Annotated in this window: 14 protein-coding genes; 6 read left to right on the forward strand and 8 right to left on the reverse strand. The window is 53.0% G+C overall.

The window, feature by feature from the left end; genetic code table 11:
* Window positions 1-41 precede the first annotated feature (41 nt).
* Entirely contained in the window at window positions 42-1,724 is a 1,683-nt protein-coding gene (locus tag AC6I8T_RS20495) for an AsmA family protein (RefSeq protein ID WP_208724438.1), read from the forward strand.
* Window positions 1,725-1,827: 103 nt separating this feature from the next.
* Here the strand turns inward: AC6I8T_RS20495 and fabY are convergent, their stop codons facing one another.
* The 5 genes from fabY to typA form a co-directional block, all read right to left on the reverse strand.
* Window positions 1,828-2,775, reverse strand: coding sequence for a fatty acid biosynthesis protein FabY (gene fabY, locus AC6I8T_RS20500; protein ID WP_021186441.1), 948 nt, complete (start codon window positions 2,773-2,775; stop codon window positions 1,828-1,830).
* Window positions 2,776-2,834: 59 nt separating this feature from the next.
* Window positions 2,835-3,272, reverse strand: a complete 438-nt coding sequence (dtd, locus tag AC6I8T_RS20505) for a D-aminoacyl-tRNA deacylase (RefSeq protein WP_208724439.1) — start codon at window positions 3,270-3,272, stop codon at window positions 2,835-2,837.
* On the reverse strand, window positions 3,269-4,138 hold the full coding sequence (locus tag AC6I8T_RS20510; protein WP_021186439.1) for a virulence factor BrkB family protein: 870 nt from the start codon (window positions 4,136-4,138) through the stop codon (window positions 3,269-3,271). The genes dtd and AC6I8T_RS20510 overlap by 4 nt, the downstream gene beginning before the upstream one ends.
* 3 nt (window positions 4,139-4,141) lie before the next feature.
* Window positions 4,142-4,738 carry a glucose-1-phosphatase gene (gene yihX / locus AC6I8T_RS20515; RefSeq protein WP_021186438.1) on the reverse strand — a complete coding sequence of 199 codons (597 nt, stop codon included), beginning with the start codon at window positions 4,736-4,738 and terminating at the stop codon, window positions 4,142-4,144.
* A gap of 224 nt (window positions 4,739-4,962) precedes the next feature.
* Window positions 4,963-6,783, reverse strand: coding sequence for a ribosome-dependent GTPase TypA (gene typA / locus AC6I8T_RS20520; protein ID WP_021186437.1), 1,821 nt, complete (start codon window positions 6,781-6,783; stop codon window positions 4,963-4,965).
* Between the two features lie 444 nt (window positions 6,784-7,227).
* Here typA and glnA point away from each other — a divergent pair, with 444 nt between their 5' ends.
* The 4 genes from glnA (at window position 7,228) to AC6I8T_RS20540 (ending at window position 11,589) form a co-directional block, all read left to right on the forward strand.
* Window positions 7,228-8,637 carry a glutamate--ammonia ligase gene (gene glnA, locus AC6I8T_RS20525; protein ID WP_013511064.1) on the forward strand — a complete coding sequence of 470 codons (1,410 nt, stop codon included), beginning with the start codon at window positions 7,228-7,230 and terminating at the stop codon, window positions 8,635-8,637.
* 260 nt (window positions 8,638-8,897) lie between these two features.
* The gene (glnL, locus tag AC6I8T_RS20530) at window positions 8,898-9,947 is read left to right on the forward strand and encodes a nitrogen regulation protein NR(II) (protein WP_013511065.1); all 1,050 of its coding nucleotides are present in this window, start codon (window positions 8,898-8,900) and stop codon (window positions 9,945-9,947) included.
* 7 nt (window positions 9,948-9,954) lie between these two features.
* Window positions 9,955-11,364 (forward strand): nitrogen regulation protein NR(I), encoded by a 1,410-nt coding sequence (gene glnG, locus AC6I8T_RS20535; protein ID WP_013511066.1) that lies wholly within the window; start codon window positions 9,955-9,957, stop codon window positions 11,362-11,364.
* A gap of 99 nt (window positions 11,365-11,463) precedes the next feature.
* Window positions 11,464-11,589 carry a YshB family small membrane protein gene (locus AC6I8T_RS20540; RefSeq protein ID WP_021186435.1) on the forward strand — a complete coding sequence of 42 codons (126 nt, stop codon included), beginning with the start codon at window positions 11,464-11,466 and terminating at the stop codon, window positions 11,587-11,589.
* Window positions 11,590-11,620: 31 nt separating this feature from the next.
* Here AC6I8T_RS20540 and hemN read toward each other — a convergent pair whose 3' ends face one another.
* Window positions 11,621-12,994 (reverse strand): oxygen-independent coproporphyrinogen III oxidase, encoded by a 1,374-nt coding sequence (gene hemN / locus AC6I8T_RS20545; protein ID WP_497834270.1) that lies wholly within the window; start codon window positions 12,992-12,994, stop codon window positions 11,621-11,623.
* A 236-nt stretch (window positions 12,995-13,230) separates the two neighbouring features.
* Window positions 13,231-13,749, reverse strand: coding sequence for a Der GTPase-activating protein YihI (gene yihI / locus AC6I8T_RS20550; RefSeq protein WP_208724441.1), 519 nt, complete (start codon window positions 13,747-13,749; stop codon window positions 13,231-13,233).
* A 621-nt stretch (window positions 13,750-14,370) separates the two neighbouring features.
* Here yihI and yihA point away from each other — a divergent pair.
* The gene (gene yihA, locus AC6I8T_RS20555) at window positions 14,371-15,009 is read left to right on the forward strand and encodes a ribosome biogenesis GTP-binding protein YihA/YsxC (protein WP_497834271.1); all 639 of its coding nucleotides are present in this window, start codon (window positions 14,371-14,373) and stop codon (window positions 15,007-15,009) included.
* Between the two features lie 88 nt (window positions 15,010-15,097).
* Here the strand turns inward: yihA and spfP are convergent, their stop codons facing one another.
* Window positions 15,098-15,145, reverse strand: coding sequence for a small protein SpfP (gene spfP / locus AC6I8T_RS20560; RefSeq protein ID WP_071892919.1), 48 nt, complete (start codon window positions 15,143-15,145; stop codon window positions 15,098-15,100).
* Window positions 15,146-15,292 lie beyond the last annotated feature (147 nt).

Consider the following 15,292-nt stretch of genomic DNA (forward strand, 5'->3'; position numbering starts at 1 on the left):
CATAACAACCTCTTACCGGATAAAAGATCGGGATGGATGCAATGAAATTTCTAGGCAAATTTTTCCTTACCTTACTGCTGCTAATTCTGCTGGCGCTGGTCATCCTGTATGTGTTGCTGCAAACACAGTGGGGTGCAGGCTGGTTTAGCCGTTGGGTGAGTGATAAAACCGACTGGCATCTTTCCCTCAGTAAAATCGAACACAACTTCTCTTCCCCTTCGCATATCGTCCTCGATGACTTTAGCTTTGGGCACGATGGTCAACCGGCCGTGCTGGTCGCGAAACGCGTTGATCTCGGGCTGGCATTGGTACAGTTCAGCGATCCACTGCACTTTAGCAGCATCGAATTGCGTGACGGCGAAGTGAATCTGGCTAACCTGACCCCGGATAACGCGCTGCCGCTTCAGGCCAACCGTTTGCAGCTCAACAATATGCGCATCGATAGTCCGGGCAGTGCGTTACCGATGTTTGCCCGTAAGGTGAACGGTGGCATTTTACCGTGGAAGCCAACTGCCAATGATATGCTGGGTAGCGATGCGCAGTTTCAGATGAGCGCGGGTGAGATGACCCTGGATGGTGTGAAGGGAAATAACGTGTTGCTGCAAGGTAATGTGGCACAACATCGTCTGGTGCTGAGTAATATTGGGGCCGATCTGGCGCGTGGTTCGATGACCGGTGATGCCGAACGTGATGCGCAGGGCAACTGGAAGATTAACCAGTTGCGCCTCAATGATATCCGCCTGCAAACCCATAAAGATCTGCTCGATTTCCTCAACCCGATCAGTGATGTGCCCTCGGTGACAATTAATCGCCTGGATATGACTGATGCACGTTTGCAAGGGCCGGATTGGGCGGTCACTGACCTCGATTTAACCCTGAAGAATTTCACCTGGCGCGGTAATGACTGGCAGAGCGAAGACGGTTCTCTGGCGATGAATGCCGGGAATTTTATTAACGGTACCTTTGAACTGAATGACCCCATCGTGAATGCCGACTTCTCAACGCAGGGCATCGCGCTGACGCAGTTCAGTTCCCGCTGGGCCAATGGCGTCATCCGTGCCAGCGGTAACTGGACGCGCAGTGATAAACGCCTGACGCTGGATGAACTGGCGGTAGCCGGACTGGAATATACCCTGCCGCAGAACTGGCGCGACCGCTGGCAACAGAGCTTACCAACGTGGCTCGACAGCGTACTGGTGAAACGTGTGACCGCCAACCGCAACCTGATTATTGATATCAATCCGGCGTTTCCATTCCAGATGACGGCACTGGATGGCAGCGGTGAAAACCTGCTGCTGGCCCGACAGCAGCAATGGGGGTTCTGGGCCGGTAAAGCCAGTTTTAACGCCGCCGAGGCGACCTTTAACCGTACTGATTTACGTCATCCGTCAATTAGCTTCAGCGCAGATGATCAACAGATTCAGGTCAATGAACTGAGTGCCTTTAATGGCAGCGGTTTACTGGAGGGGACGGCTACGGTCAACCAGCAGCCGCAACGTGCGTTGACGCTGCATCTGAAAGGCCAGGCGGTCCCGGCAAATATCCTGCAAAATTGGGGCTGGCCAGCGTTGCCGTTGAACGGAAATAGCAATTTATTGTTGCAGGTGAACGGTTCGCTGAACGCAGCGTCACCGCTACGTCCAAGCGTCAATGGCAATCTGTCGGTAACAACAGATACCCAGTCGGTGCAACAGACCATGCATGACGGGCAGATTCAGCCGTAAACACGCTAACCACCCCCTGTAGCGGCGCGATTTATCCCGCGATTTTCACGGCTTTCAAAACCCGCGCGATAAATCGCGTCGCTACGGTGTATGCAAGATTTAATTAATCAATCCGCGCGCCAGAGCCACCCTCTTCCAGTGCCCCCTGGGAATCGGCAGGTAAAACGATATATACCCCTTCAAACACCGCCCCCAGCTCATCGTCACCAAACAGTTCAACCTCCATCTGCACCCGCGCTTTACGCCCGCGCGCCAGACGATCGAGATCGCCACTCAACGAACCGAGATCGGCAATCGCCCCCGGCCGGCCACTAATCGGTTTGCTGTAACGAATGTGCGCATCGGCAAGAATAATGGTGCCGCCCAGATGACGCTCACGCAGCAGCAGCCAGATCAACCCCCAACCGGTCAGCGTCGCCAGTGAGAACAGGCTACCGGCAAATAACGTATGGTGTGGGTTTTGGTTGCCGGTTTCCGGCATGGTGGTGACAAACTTCTGCCCGGTATATTGCAGAATTCGCACGCCCATTTTTTCACTTAACGGGATATGCTCATACCATGCCTGCTGGAGCTGCCCGCACCAGTCGGCGCGGTGCAGGATATCATCGAGCGTCACCACCGGTTTAATCATCAGGAAATGGCGTACCGGGGTGGTTTGCGGCGCGGTGATCTCCCCCTGATTGACATACCCCAGCTTGGCAAAGAATTCGACGGCATCTTCACGCGCGCTACAGGTCACGCGTTTTGCCCCTTCCTGGCGCGCCACTGATTCCAGCGTCATCGCCACCAATGTACCCAAGCCTTTACCCTGGACTGACGGGTGAACGGCAAGGAAGCGGATAGCCGCTTCATTTTCAGCATTAATGTATAACCGCCCGACAGCGACCGGCTTGCCCTGTTCATCCACCACCATTTGATGATGGGCCAACGCATCCCATGCATCACGCTCGGAACCCTGCGGCTGCCGCAACGGTTTTCGTAACATTTCCCAACGGAACTGGTAGTACATATCCAGTTCTTCAGCGGTTTGCGGTACGCGAAGATGATACATAAAGTGATTCTCTCGTTCGGAGCTTACGTGGCTAATCCCTTGCCGCTCGGCTGAAAATCTCACACCTGCAACCAAAAGGTCACCGGACCATCGTTAACCAGCTCAACCTGCATATCGGCGGCAAAGCGGCCATTGGCGGTAGATACGCCCTGCTCACGGCAGCAGGCGCTGAAATATTCATAGAGACGTTCAGCTTCTGCCGGTTCAGCGCCGCCAGAGAAGGAGGGTCTCATGCCTTTTTGGGTATCAGCAGCCAGCGTAAACTGCGACACTACCAGCACGCTGCCACCTGCCTGCTGTACGTTAAGGTTCATCTTGTCGTTCTCATCAGCGAAAATGCGATAGCCCAGAACGCGCTCACACAACCGTTGTGCTTTTTTCTCACCGTCGCCCTTTTCAACACCCAGCAACACCAGCAAACCGGCACCAATTTCCCCTACCACCGCGTTGTCGACGCTGACACTGGCGCGACTGACGCGTTGAATCAAAGCAATCATGTTTCCTCTCGTTCTTTTTCTCGTTCACGCAGTTTTAATTGACGATAGTCATCCAGCGTGACGGTAATTTCTGCCCCTAACAACACAATACACCAGGTCCAGTAAACCCACAGGAACAGAATCGGGATTACGGCCAACACCCCGTAAATCAACTGATACGAGGGAAACATCGTAACATAGAGCGCAAAGCCTTTTTTGCCCAGCTCAAACAGCAGGCCCGCAACAACTGCGCCCACCAGCGCGTCGCGTCCGGGAACGCGGCGGGTAGGTACAATGCTGTACAGCAACCAGAAAGCGAGAATCGAGAGCAAGAGAGGAAAGACGCGTAGCACCTGCTCGATCAGGCTGTTGACACCAGAGGTGCTCACCCAGCGCAACGACAGCAGGTAGGAGCTGATCGCCAGACTCGCTCCCGCCAGCAGTGGACCAAGGGTAAGAATCATCCAGTAGACCGCGAACGAGTACACCATTGGCCGTTTTTTATCACTGCGCCAGATAACGTTCAACGCACTGTCTACCGAATGCATCAACAATAGCGCGGTGACGATCAGGCTGACAGCGCCCACGGCGGTCATCTTATTGACGTTGGCGACGAACTGTTCCAGATAGCGCTGAATGGTGTTGCCTGCCGCTGGCATAAAATTGGTAAAAATGAAGTTTTTGAGCTGCACGCTAATATCGGAGAACACCGGGAAGGCGGCGAACAGCGCAAAGACCACGGCAATCAGGGGCACCAGTGCCAACAATGAGACGTAGGCCAGGTTACCTGCCTGTGTCGTCATGTTGTCTTCATCAATGCGCCGCCACAGCAGTTTGACCCACAGGAAAAAGGCATGCCAGGAGTGGCGCAAATGGCGCAGGTACATCACTCAGCGATGACTCGCGAACCAGGCTGGCACGGTTTTGCTGTCGGTAACCAACACACTTTCAATGCCGAGCGCACGAGCGGCCTCGATATTGGGCGGGTTATCATCGAAAAATACCGCCTGGTCAGCCGTAAAGCCTTCGTTATCCAGCACGAACTGATAGATGCGGGCTTCGGGTTTACGCATACCAATATCCTGCGACATGTAGAGTTTATCGGCAGCCTGTTGGACCTCGGGAAATTGCGACGGCCAGAACTCAAAGTGCAACTGGTTAGTATTGGAGAGGATCACCACCCGGTGTCCATCTGCACGCAGCTGGTTCATCAGCGCCAGCGTCTCTGGGCGTACATCGATAAACACGGCATGCCAGCCTGCGGTGAATTGTTCATAACTCAGCGCCACATCGAGCTGCTCACATATCCGGGCAGCAAACTCCGGGTCGCTTATTTCGCCGCGTTCGTGTTGTTCGAAGGCTTCATCCATGCGGAAACGGCTTTGTAGCGTTGCCAGCGGCACGCGCCCCAGGTCACTCCAGACGCCAAGTACCCGGTTAAAATCGATATCAACAATCACATTGCCTAAATCAAAGATGTAGAGCATGACGCCTCCTTTATATTCCCTGGATCATTCACTCTAGCGGCAAATGCGAAGGCTGAACAGGCGGGGTGGCGGGGAAATGCCCGATCTGGAAGCGGGCGCACTCTTCTCTTTTTCAGCTCGCACGCGGGTTACATGCAGAATTGGCCTTGCACATTTATCAGACAATTGCCCGACACTCAGGCAAAAAAAAGCCCCGCATTGCGGGGCTTTCTCTATGTGTTCGCTTAGTCTTTGCTGCCGCGAGACGCACGCTTACGGTCGTTCTCGGTCAGGTGACGTTTACGAATACGGATTGACTGTGGAGTTACTTCTACCAGTTCGTCGTCATCGATGAACTCGATAGCCTGCTCCAGCGTCATTTTCACTGGCGGAACCAGAGTGGTCGCTTCGTCGGTACCTGACGCACGCATGTTGGTCAGTTTTTTACCGGTCAGGCAGTTTACGGTCAGGTCGTTAGAACGGCTGTGAATACCGATGATCTGGCCTTCATAGACTTCTGCACCGTGGCCGAGGAACAGCTTACCGCGATCCTGCAAACCGAACAGGGCGAAGGCTACCGCTTTACCCTGACCGTTCGAGATCAGTACGCCGTTCTGACGCTGACCCACTTCGCCCGGACGCACGTCGTCGTAGTGGCTGAAGGTGGAGTACAGCAGACCAGTACCTGAAGTCATGGTCATGAATTCGTTACGGAAGCCGATCAGGCCACGGCTTGGGATCACGTAGTCAAGGCGCACACGGCCTTTACCATCTGGATCCATGTTTTTCATGTCGCCTTTACGCTCACCCATCGCCATCATCACAGAACCCTGGTGGGTTTCTTCGATGTCGAGGGTAACGTTTTCGAACGGCTCTTGTTTACGGCCTTCGAACTCACGGAAGATTACTTTCGGACGGGATACCGCCAGCTCGTAGCCTTCACGACGCATGTTTTCGATCAGTACGGACAGGTGCAGTTCACCACGACCTGAAACGCGGAAGGCGTCAGCATCAGCGGTTTCTTCAACGCGCAGCGCAACGTTGTGTACCAGTTCTTTGTTCAGACGCTCCAGAATCTGGCGCGAGGTCACGTACTTACCTTCTTTACCGCAGAACGGTGAGGTGTTGACGTTGAAGAACATGGTTACTGTCGGCTCGTCCACGCTCAGGGCTGGCAGCGCTTCCACATTCTGCGGATCACAGATGGTGTCAGAGATGTTCAGCTCACCCAGACCGGTGATCGCGATGATGTCGCCCGCTTCAGCCAGGTCGCTTTCGATACGTTCCAGACCGAGGTGGCCCAGTACTTTACCGACTTTACCGTTACGGGTTTTGCCTTCGCTGTCGATGATGGTAACTTGCTGGTTCGGCTTCACTTTACCGCGTTTGATGCGGCCGATACCGATAACACCCAGGTAGTTGTTGTAGTCCAGCTGAGAGATCTGCATCTGCAACGGCGCTTCGACTTCAACCTGCGGCGGAGAAACACGGTCAACAATCGCCTGATACAACGGGGTCATGTCGTCTGCCATGTCGTTGTGATCCAGACCTGCGATACCATTCAGCGCAGAAGCGTAAATGATCGGGAAGTCCAGCTGTTCGTCAGTCGCATCAAGGTTAACGAACAGGTCAAATACCTGATCAACCACCCAGTCCGGACGCGCGCCAGGACGGTCAACTTTGTTGATAACAACAATCGGCTTCAGGCCGTGAGCAAAGGCTTTTTTGGTTACGAAGCGAGTTTGCGGCATCGGGCCATCCATCGCATCGACAACCAGCAGCACCGAGTCCACCATGGACATCACGCGCTCAACTTCACCACCGAAGTCGGCGTGTCCCGGGGTATCAACGATGTTGATACGATAGTCATTCCATTTGATGGCGGTGTTTTTCGCGAGGATGGTGATTCCACGCTCTTTCTCCAAATCGTTGGAGTCCATTACGCGCTCAGTCGCTTCGGTACGGGCGTCAAAAGTACCGGACTGTTGCAGCAGTTTATCAACCAGGGTGGTCTTACCGTGGTCAACGTGCGCGATGATGGCGATGTTACGCAAATTTTCGGTCACAGCTTTGCCTCAGGCATTATAGAAATAGAAATAACGCGCTATTGTACACGGATTAAGCGGAAGACTGAACATGATCACAGATTTCGCCTAAAGTTTCTTACAGCGCTGGTTTTTAGCACCAATTGCGGTGCATTAATCTGCACTGCGATGGCATTTTGCACTGAAATAGTGCTTTTATTTGCCACAAAGGCACCATTTCGGTGCATCAAATCCATCCTGGTGCAGTCATCGACTCACGACAGGGCGCATCACAGCACGATTTTATCCGCTGTAATAAAGTTGGCACAGAATTCGCTTTAGTATTCTCAAGCGAAAACGACAGTTGCACAACGGTTGAAGAGCTTGCCGAGATCTTTGGTTAGGAGATGTCAGAACCCATGACACATTCCAGGCAACGAAGTTCTCTCACCACGACGACAATGACAATTTCCAGGAGAGTTGAGTATGTCCGCTGAACACGTTCTCTCGATGATGAACGAGCACGAAGTTAAGTTTGTTGACCTGCGTTTTACCGATACCAAAGGTAAAGAACAGCACGTTACTATCCCTGCTCACCAGGTTAACGCTGACTTCTTCGAAGAAGGCAAAATGTTCGATGGCTCCTCCATCGGTGGCTGGAAAGGCATTAACGAATCAGACATGGTACTGATGCCGGACGCAACCACTGCCGTTCTGGACCCGTTCTTCGAAGATCCGACGCTGATCATCCGTTGTGACATCCTTGAGCCAGGCACCATGCAGGGCTACGATCGCGACCCGCGTTCTATCGCCAAGCGCGCAGAAGACTTCCTGCGTTCTTCTGGTATCGCTGATACCGTTCTGTTCGGACCTGAGCCGGAATTCTTCCTGTTCGATGACATCCGTTTCGGTTCTTCAACTTCTGGTTCACACGTTGCTATCGACGATATCGAAGCAGCATGGAACACCGGTAAAGAATACGAAGGTGGCAACAAAGGTCACCGTCCGGCCATCAAAGGTGGTTACTTCCCGGTTCCGCCGGTTGACTCAGCTCAGGACATCCGTTCTGCTATGTGTCTGACCATGGAGCAGATGGGTCTGGTGGTTGAAGCTCATCACCACGAAGTGGCAACTGCTGGTCAGAACGAAGTGGCAACCCGCTTCAACACCATGACCAAAAAAGCTGACGAAATTCAGATCTACAAATACGTTGTTCACAACGTTGCTCACGCTTACGGCAAAACTGCAACCTTCATGCCGAAGCCGATGTTCGGTGACAACGGTTCAGGTATGCACTGCCACATGTCTCTGTCTAAAGGCGGCGTGAACCTGTTCTCTGGCGACAAATACGGCGGCCTGTCTGAAACTGCTCTGTTCTACATCGGCGGTATCATCAAGCACGCTAAAGCCATCAACGCCCTGGCTAACCCGACCACCAACTCTTACAAGCGTCTGGTCCCAGGCTACGAAGCTCCGGTAATGCTGGCTTACTCTGCCCGTAACCGTTCTGCTTCAATCCGTATCCCGGTTGTTGCCAGCCCGAAAGCACGTCGTATTGAAGCGCGCTTCCCGGACCCGGCTGCTAACCCGTACCTGGCATTCACCGCGCTGCTGATGGCTGGCCTCGACGGCATCATCAACAAGATCCACCCGGGCGATGCGATGGACAAAAACCTGTATGACCTGCCGCCGGAAGAAGAAGCTGAGATTCCAAAAGTGGCTGGTTCACTGGAAGAAGCGCTGAACTGCCTGAACGAAGACCGCGAGTTCCTGACCCGTGGTGGCGTGTTCACCGACGACGCTATCGACGCGTACATCGAACTGCGTAAGTCTGAAAACGACCGCGTTCGCATGACTCCGCACCCGGTAGAGTTCGAGCTGTACTACAGCGTGTAATTAATTAAATATTCCGCGGATTTCGTGTTGCAGCAAGGCGGCAACCGAATGAATCCCGGGGAGCTGAGATAGCTCAGTGCCCCGAGTGAGTGAGAGCAGCCAACGCGGCTGCGGCACGAAAGACGCTGAAGATTTTTTGTTGCCGTGGAAACTTTCAGCCCATCTTCGGATGGGCTTTTTTCTCCACGAATTCATCGTTCAAATTACGGTTTTTACAACCAAAGGCTATAATGCACTAAATTAGTGCAGAGGAACGCTGTATGGCAACTGGCACGCTGCCCGATGCGGGGCAGATTCTCAACTCCCTGATAAACAGTATTTTGCTGGTTGATAATGAATTAGTTATTCATTACGCCAATCCGGCGGCACAGCAATTACTGGCGCAGAGTTCACGGAAATTATTTGGCACGCCGTTACCTGAATTAACCGGCTATTTTTCGCTGAATATTGAGGTTATGCGCGAGAGTCTTGAGGCCGGCCAGGGCTTTACAGACAGCGAAGTGACCTTAGTGGTGGATGGCCGCGCGCATATTATGTCGCTCACGGCGCAACGTCTGCCCGATGGCTTAATTTTGCTGGAAATGGCGCCGATGGATAATCAACGCCGCCTCAGTCAGGAACAAATTCAGCATGCTCAGCAGGTCGCCGCCCGCGATTTAGTACGTGGTCTGGCACATGAAATTAAAAACCCGCTGGGGGGTTTGCGTGGTGCCGCGCAATTACTATCTCGCGCCCTACCCGACCCTTCGCTGAATGAATATACCAAGGTCATTATTGAGCAAGCCGATCGACTGAGAAATCTGGTAGATCGTTTGCTTGGCCCTCAGCAGCCTGGTTTGCATGTCACTCAGAGCATTCATCAGGTGGCTGAACGCGTGGTCAATCTGGTGTCGATGGAGTTGCCGGATAACGTTTCGCTGGTGCGTGATTACGACCCCAGCCTGCCGGAGTTGCCACACGACCCGGATCAAATCGAACAAGTTCTGCTGAATGTAGTACGCAACGCGCTTCAGGCGTTGGGTGAAGAAGGCGGCACAATTATTATCCGCACCCGCACCGCGTTCCAGTTAACGCTGCATGGTGTGCGATATCGCCTGGTGGCACGCATTGATATTGAAGATGACGGCCCAGGCATTCCGGCTCAACTGCAGGATACGCTGTTCTATCCGATGGTGAGTGGGCGCGAAGGCGGCACCGGTTTAGGTCTGTCGATTGCCCGCAGTCTGATCGATCAGCATTCAGGAAAAATAGAATTTAACAGTTGGCCTGGTCACACCGAATTCTCGGTTTACCTGCCTATTCGCCAGTGAGGTTTCTATGCAACGAGGGATAGTCTGGATCGTCGATGACGATAGCTCCATCCGCTGGGTGCTTGAACGTGCGCTCACTGGAGCCGGTTTGAGCTGTGCAACGTTTGACAGCGGCAACGAGGTGCTGGAAGCGCTCTCGACCAAAACCCCAGATGTTTTACTGTCAGATATTCGTATGCCAGGCATGGACGGATTGGCATTGCTGAAACAAATCAAACAGCGCCATCCGATGCTGCCGGTCATCATTATGACGGCGCACTCCGATCTTGATGCCGCCGTCAGTGCTTATCAGCAGGGTGCTTTTGATTACCTGCCAAAGCCATTTGATATTGATGAAGCGGTCGCGTTGGTAGAACGCGCCATCAGCCACTATCAGGAGCAGCAGCAGCCGCGCAATCAACCGGTAAGCGGCCCTACGACCGATATTATCGGTGAAGCACCAGCGATGCAGGATGTGTTTCGCATTATTGGCCGTCTGTCGCGTTCTTCTATCAGCGTGCTGATTAACGGTGAATCCGGGACCGGTAAAGAACTGGTGGCGCATGCCCTGCATCGCCATAGCCCGCGCGCTAAAGCACCCTTTATCGCGCTGAACATGGCGGCGATTCCCAAAGATTTGATTGAGTCTGAGCTGTTTGGTCATGAGAAAGGTGCATTTACCGGTGCCAATCAGATTCGTCAGGGACGTTTTGAGCAAGCTGATGGCGGTACGCTGTTCCTTGATGAGATCGGCGATATGCCGCTCGACGTGCAAACCCGCCTGCTGCGCGTGCTGGCCGATGGTCAGTTCTACCGTGTTGGCGGTTATGCGCCAGTTAAAGTGGATGTGCGTATCATCGCCGCAACCCACCAAAACCTGGAAATGCGCGTACAGGAAGGCAAATTCCGTGAAGACTTATTCCATCGTCTGAACGTAATTCGTGTTCATCTGCCACCGCTGCGTGAACGTCGTGAAGATATTCCGCGCCTGGCCCGCTACTTCCTGCAAGTTGCTGCACGCGAACTGGGTGTAGAAGCGAAAATTTTGCACCCGGAAACCGAAGCGGCGCTGACGCGTTTGCATTGGTCCGGTAACGTGCGCCAGCTGGAAAATACCTGTCGCTGGCTGACCGTGATGGCTGCGGGCCAGGAAGTACTGATTCAGGATCTGCCCGCAGAACTGTTTGAATCCAGTACGCCGGAAAGTCCGGTGCAGTCGCTGCCGGATAGCTGGGCCACCTTACTGGCACAATGGGCGGATCGTGCACTGCGTTCCGGTCATCAAAACCTGCTATCTGAGGCACAGCCGGAGATGGAGCGCACCCTGCTCACAACCGCTTTGCGTCATACGCAGGGACATAAACAGGAAGCGGCGCGTTTGCTTGGCTGGGGACGTAATACCCTGACACGTAAACTGAAAGAGCTGGGCATGGAGTAAGTGTAAAAAGCGGGCTTATTGCACGATTTTTATGCTCACCCCATCTGTACAGACCGGTGCCGTTCAGTATCATACGGGCGGCAATCGGGAGAAGAGAACATGTTCCAGTCAGTCATCCAGGTGATCACGCATAATATCGCGGCGATCGGCAACGCGGCCAGCCATTCACCGCAAACGGCCATTGCCGCTGTGATGTGCGCCATTACCGTGAGTCTGTTCAGTTAATACAAAGGGAGCCCTGGCTCCCTTTGTCGTTTTAAATCACCCGCGAAAACTGCTGCTGGCGCGCTTTCTGCCGCAGATACGCATCAAAGCACATGCAGATATTACGGATCAGCAGGCGGCCCACGCCAGTGATGCGCAATCCCCTTTCATGCTGTTCCACTAAACCATCCGCCACCAGCGGCGCCAATAGTTGCAAGTCCTCAGCAAAATAGCGCCTGAAGGCGATCGGCCACTGCGCCTCAATAGCCGCGTAATCCAGTGCGAAGTTACAAATCAGCGCCTTAATAACATCACGACGCAGGCAATCATCGTCACTAAGGGTCAGGCCGCGCCATAGCGCGTTACCTTGCTCCTCCACGCTGGCGTACCAGGTTTTTAACTCTTTATGGTTCTGCGCGTAACTGTCGCCGATCATACTTATTGCCGACACCCCCAGCCCCAGCAGGTCCGTCTCACCCTGCGTGGTATATCCCTGAAAATTACGGTGCAATTTGCCAGCACGCTGCGCCACCGCCAGTTCGTCGTCCGGCCGGGCGAAGTGATCCATACCAATGAACTGATAGCCTTCACCGGTTAACGTGGCAATGGTCTGCTGCAAAATTTCCAGCTTTTGCGTAGCACTGGGTAGCTCATCATCTTTGATCTTGCGTTGGGCGGCGAATAACGCGGGCAGATGCGCGTAATTAAATACGCTGAGACGATCAGGGTTGAGGTCGATAACGCGTTGCAAGGTAAATGCAAAGCTCTCTGGCGTTTGCAGGGGCAATCCGTAGATAAGATCGATACTGACCGAGCGAAAACCCTGATCACGCGCACGTTGCACCAGCGCAAAGATAATTGCCTCATCCTGCACGCGATTGACCTTCTCCTGCACCGCTTTATTGAAATCCTGTACGCCCATGCTAAGGCGGTTGAAACCCAGCGCGCCCAGATGATCGATCATCTCCAGCTCAATTTCGCGCGGATCAACCTCGATCGACATTTCGATATCATCCGCAAGGAGAAAATGGCTGCGCAACAGGCCCACCAGCCGACTAACCTGCTGCTGATTGAGGAACGTGGGCGTTCCACCACCCCAGTGCAGCTGGGTAACACGGCGGCCCGCAAATAGCGGCGCACGCTGACGAATTTCCTGCTCCAGCACATCAAGGTAACGGTCTGCTTTGTGCAACTGACGCGTGACGATTTTATTGCAACCACAGAAGTAGCACAGCCGATGGCAAAACGGGATATGCACATAAAGTGAGAGAGGACGTTCGGGATAGCGAGCCACCGCTTGCTGAAAATCGGCTTCGCCAAAATTCTCACTGAATTCCAGCGCAGTAGGATAGGAGGTGTAGCGTGGACCGGCGTAATTATACTTTTCGATTAGCCGCTGATCCCATTCAATCTGCTGCGATGACATGCTCACTCCTTACGGTGACGTCGTCTGAAGGCGGGTCGCGAAGCAGAAGAGTGAACAGGGTGACGAGCAGAAACCCGGCGTAAACGCGACTTCAGGCGCGACAGACGGCGTAGTTTAAACAATAAGCTGATGAGATAACATGCCAGCAGCAGCGCTAAAATTGATCCAGGCCAAAACATCGGTCAATACCTGTTTAGCGTGGCATGCGCACATACGCATGCCGATCAAAAATGCCCTTATTTGCCTTTCAGCAGGCGCATCATGTCTTCTTCTGCCTGCTCATCATCGTCAGCGTCATCATCCAGCGCGATGCCGAGCGTTTCCATCAGCTCATCGATACGGTCCAGCGTTTCATCCAGCCAGGCCTGCTCTTCACCGCTCAGCGTTTCACCGCTTTCCAGACGATCCAGCAATGTATCCAGACGCTCATCATTCTCCAGCTTTGCCAGCTCTTCCTGCGGCGTGAGGCGAACTTTTTCCGCTTTTGCTTTAGGAGCCGGTTTTTTCACGACTGAAGTTTGTCCTTCCGCCACCAGGGCAATCGGTTTTTTGCTGCCCAGACGCGGATCCTGGGCAGTTTTGCCCTGACCTTTTCCTGTGGCCTGTTTTTCCGGATTCGCCCGGCTACCCGCAGCATGGCCACGGTGCTTTTTGTCGCGTTTACGGTCGCGCGCTTCAAGATTCAAATCTTCACGCGATTTACGTTTCGCTTTCGCGGCCGGTTTGCCGCGGGGGGATTGTGCAGGTTGCTTCATGGTGTTGGGCCTCGGCAATTTTTAATCAGTATATACCCGTCATATTACGGACTGGTGAGGTGAGTGCGCTTTTCGCCTTACCGCAGCCCGAATGATTTAAGGTATAGAATTGCGGCGAAATCTAGCAGAAAGCAGACAAAGAAAAAAGGCGACAGCCAATGCTGTCGCCTTATTTCGCACCTTCATACGAAGGAAACACGAGATAAATCCATTAATGGCTCACAACGTCCCGGTTTTTCCCTCGCCAAATCGCTCCTGCGAATTTCCCTGTCCTTGTCCGATTCGTTCCTGAATCGAGTCCTGCCTGCTCTTCGTCCCCCCTGACGCTCCTGAGCACATCATCTGATGAGTGCGGCCTTGCACTGACTCCAAATGTAGACCAATAGGTAAAATGAACAAGTAAGACGCTTCTCTTATTTATAGTGAAAATGCCACGAATTTTATTAATTCATTGAAATTAAAATATAAATATTCATAGCCTAGTAACGAGAAACGTTAATGACTGGCAGCACTTATCGCATATCTCTTACAAAATGGCGCGCAAAGACGCCATCGGGCACTTTTGCGCCATAACAGGTATACTCTGCGCAATTGCGTGAATCATTTTGCTGGAGTTTTACTTTGTCTGCTTTGAACTATCACATCACCCATTTCGTTCTCAGTGCCCCGGATATTCGTCACTTGCCTTCAGATACAGGCATTGAAGTTGCCTTTGCCGGTCGCTCGAATGCAGGCAAATCCAGTGCGCTGAATACCCTGACCAACCAAAAAAGCCTGGCGCGTACCAGTAAAACGCCGGGTCGTACCCAACTGATCAACCTGTTTGAGGTGGTGGAAGGCAAACGTCTGGTGGATTTACCCGGTTATGGTTACGCCGAAGTCCCCGAGGAGATGAAGCGCAAATGGCAACGCGCGCTGGGGGAATATCTACAAAAACGTCAGGCGTTGAAGGGGTTGGTGGTGCTGATGGATATTCGTCATCCACTGAAAGATCTCGACCAACAGATGATTGAATGGGCGGTGCAGAGTCAGATCCCGGTTTTAGTGTTGCTGACCAAAGCTGACAAGCTGGCTTCTGGCGCACGTAAAGCACAACTGAATATGGTACGCGAAGCGTCGCTGGCTTTTCAGGGGGATGTGCAGGTCGAAATGTTTTCGTCCCTGAAGAAGCTGGGTGTCGATAAACTGCGTCAAAAACTGGATAACTGGTTCAGTGAACTGGAACCGGCACAGGAAGATGACAGCCCGCCCTCTACATAACGCGTCTCTGCGGGTGTAATGACCCGCATTTTCAGATAAACGCCCAATAAAAAACGCCCCAGTCATAAATGACTGGGGCGGCTAATATTCAGCCAAATCCGATTACGTGAAGTAAAAGGTCTGAAAGATAGAACATCTTACCTCTGTACCCTACGCGAGAAACTTTACCTGATTTTTCCTGACCCACAAAGGATTTTTTGTTGTTTAGTTTCAGGAATCGACATCTTTTTTACCAGGTTCGTCACAAAAACGCGCATCCGATGTAGTTTAATTACCAAAAAAA

It is taken from the genome of Pantoea sp. X-Soil-OKNW-556, assembly GCF_059730695.1.

Coding starts and splice junctions, on each gene's coding strand:
- glnL (WP_013511065.1), top strand. CDS start 8,898: ATGGCAACTGGCACGCTGCCCGATGCGGGGCAGATTCTCAACTCCCTG.
- glnA (WP_013511064.1), top strand. CDS start 7,228: ATGTCCGCTGAACACGTTCTCTCGATGATGAACGAGCACGAAGTTAAG.
- AC6I8T_RS20510 (WP_021186439.1), bottom strand. CDS start 4,138: ATGTACCTGCGCCATTTGCGCCACTCCTGGCATGCCTTTTTCCTGTGG.
- dtd (WP_208724439.1), bottom strand. CDS start 3,272: ATGATTGCTTTGATTCAACGCGTCAGTCGCGCCAGTGTCAGCGTCGAC.
- yihX (WP_021186438.1), bottom strand. CDS start 4,738: ATGCTCTACATCTTTGATTTAGGCAATGTGATTGTTGATATCGATTTT.
- fabY (WP_021186441.1), bottom strand. CDS start 2,775: ATGTATCATCTTCGCGTACCGCAAACCGCTGAAGAACTGGATATGTAC.
- AC6I8T_RS20495 (WP_208724438.1), top strand. CDS start 42: ATGAAATTTCTAGGCAAATTTTTCCTTACCTTACTGCTGCTAATTCTG.
- glnG (WP_013511066.1), top strand. CDS start 9,955: ATGCAACGAGGGATAGTCTGGATCGTCGATGACGATAGCTCCATCCGC.
- AC6I8T_RS20540 (WP_021186435.1), top strand. CDS start 11,464: ATGTTCCAGTCAGTCATCCAGGTGATCACGCATAATATCGCGGCGATC.
- hemN (WP_497834270.1), bottom strand. CDS start 12,994: ATGTCATCGCAGCAGATTGAATGGGATCAGCGGCTAATCGAAAAGTAT.
- yihI (WP_208724441.1), bottom strand. CDS start 13,749: ATGAAGCAACCTGCACAATCCCCCCGCGGCAAACCGGCCGCGAAAGCG.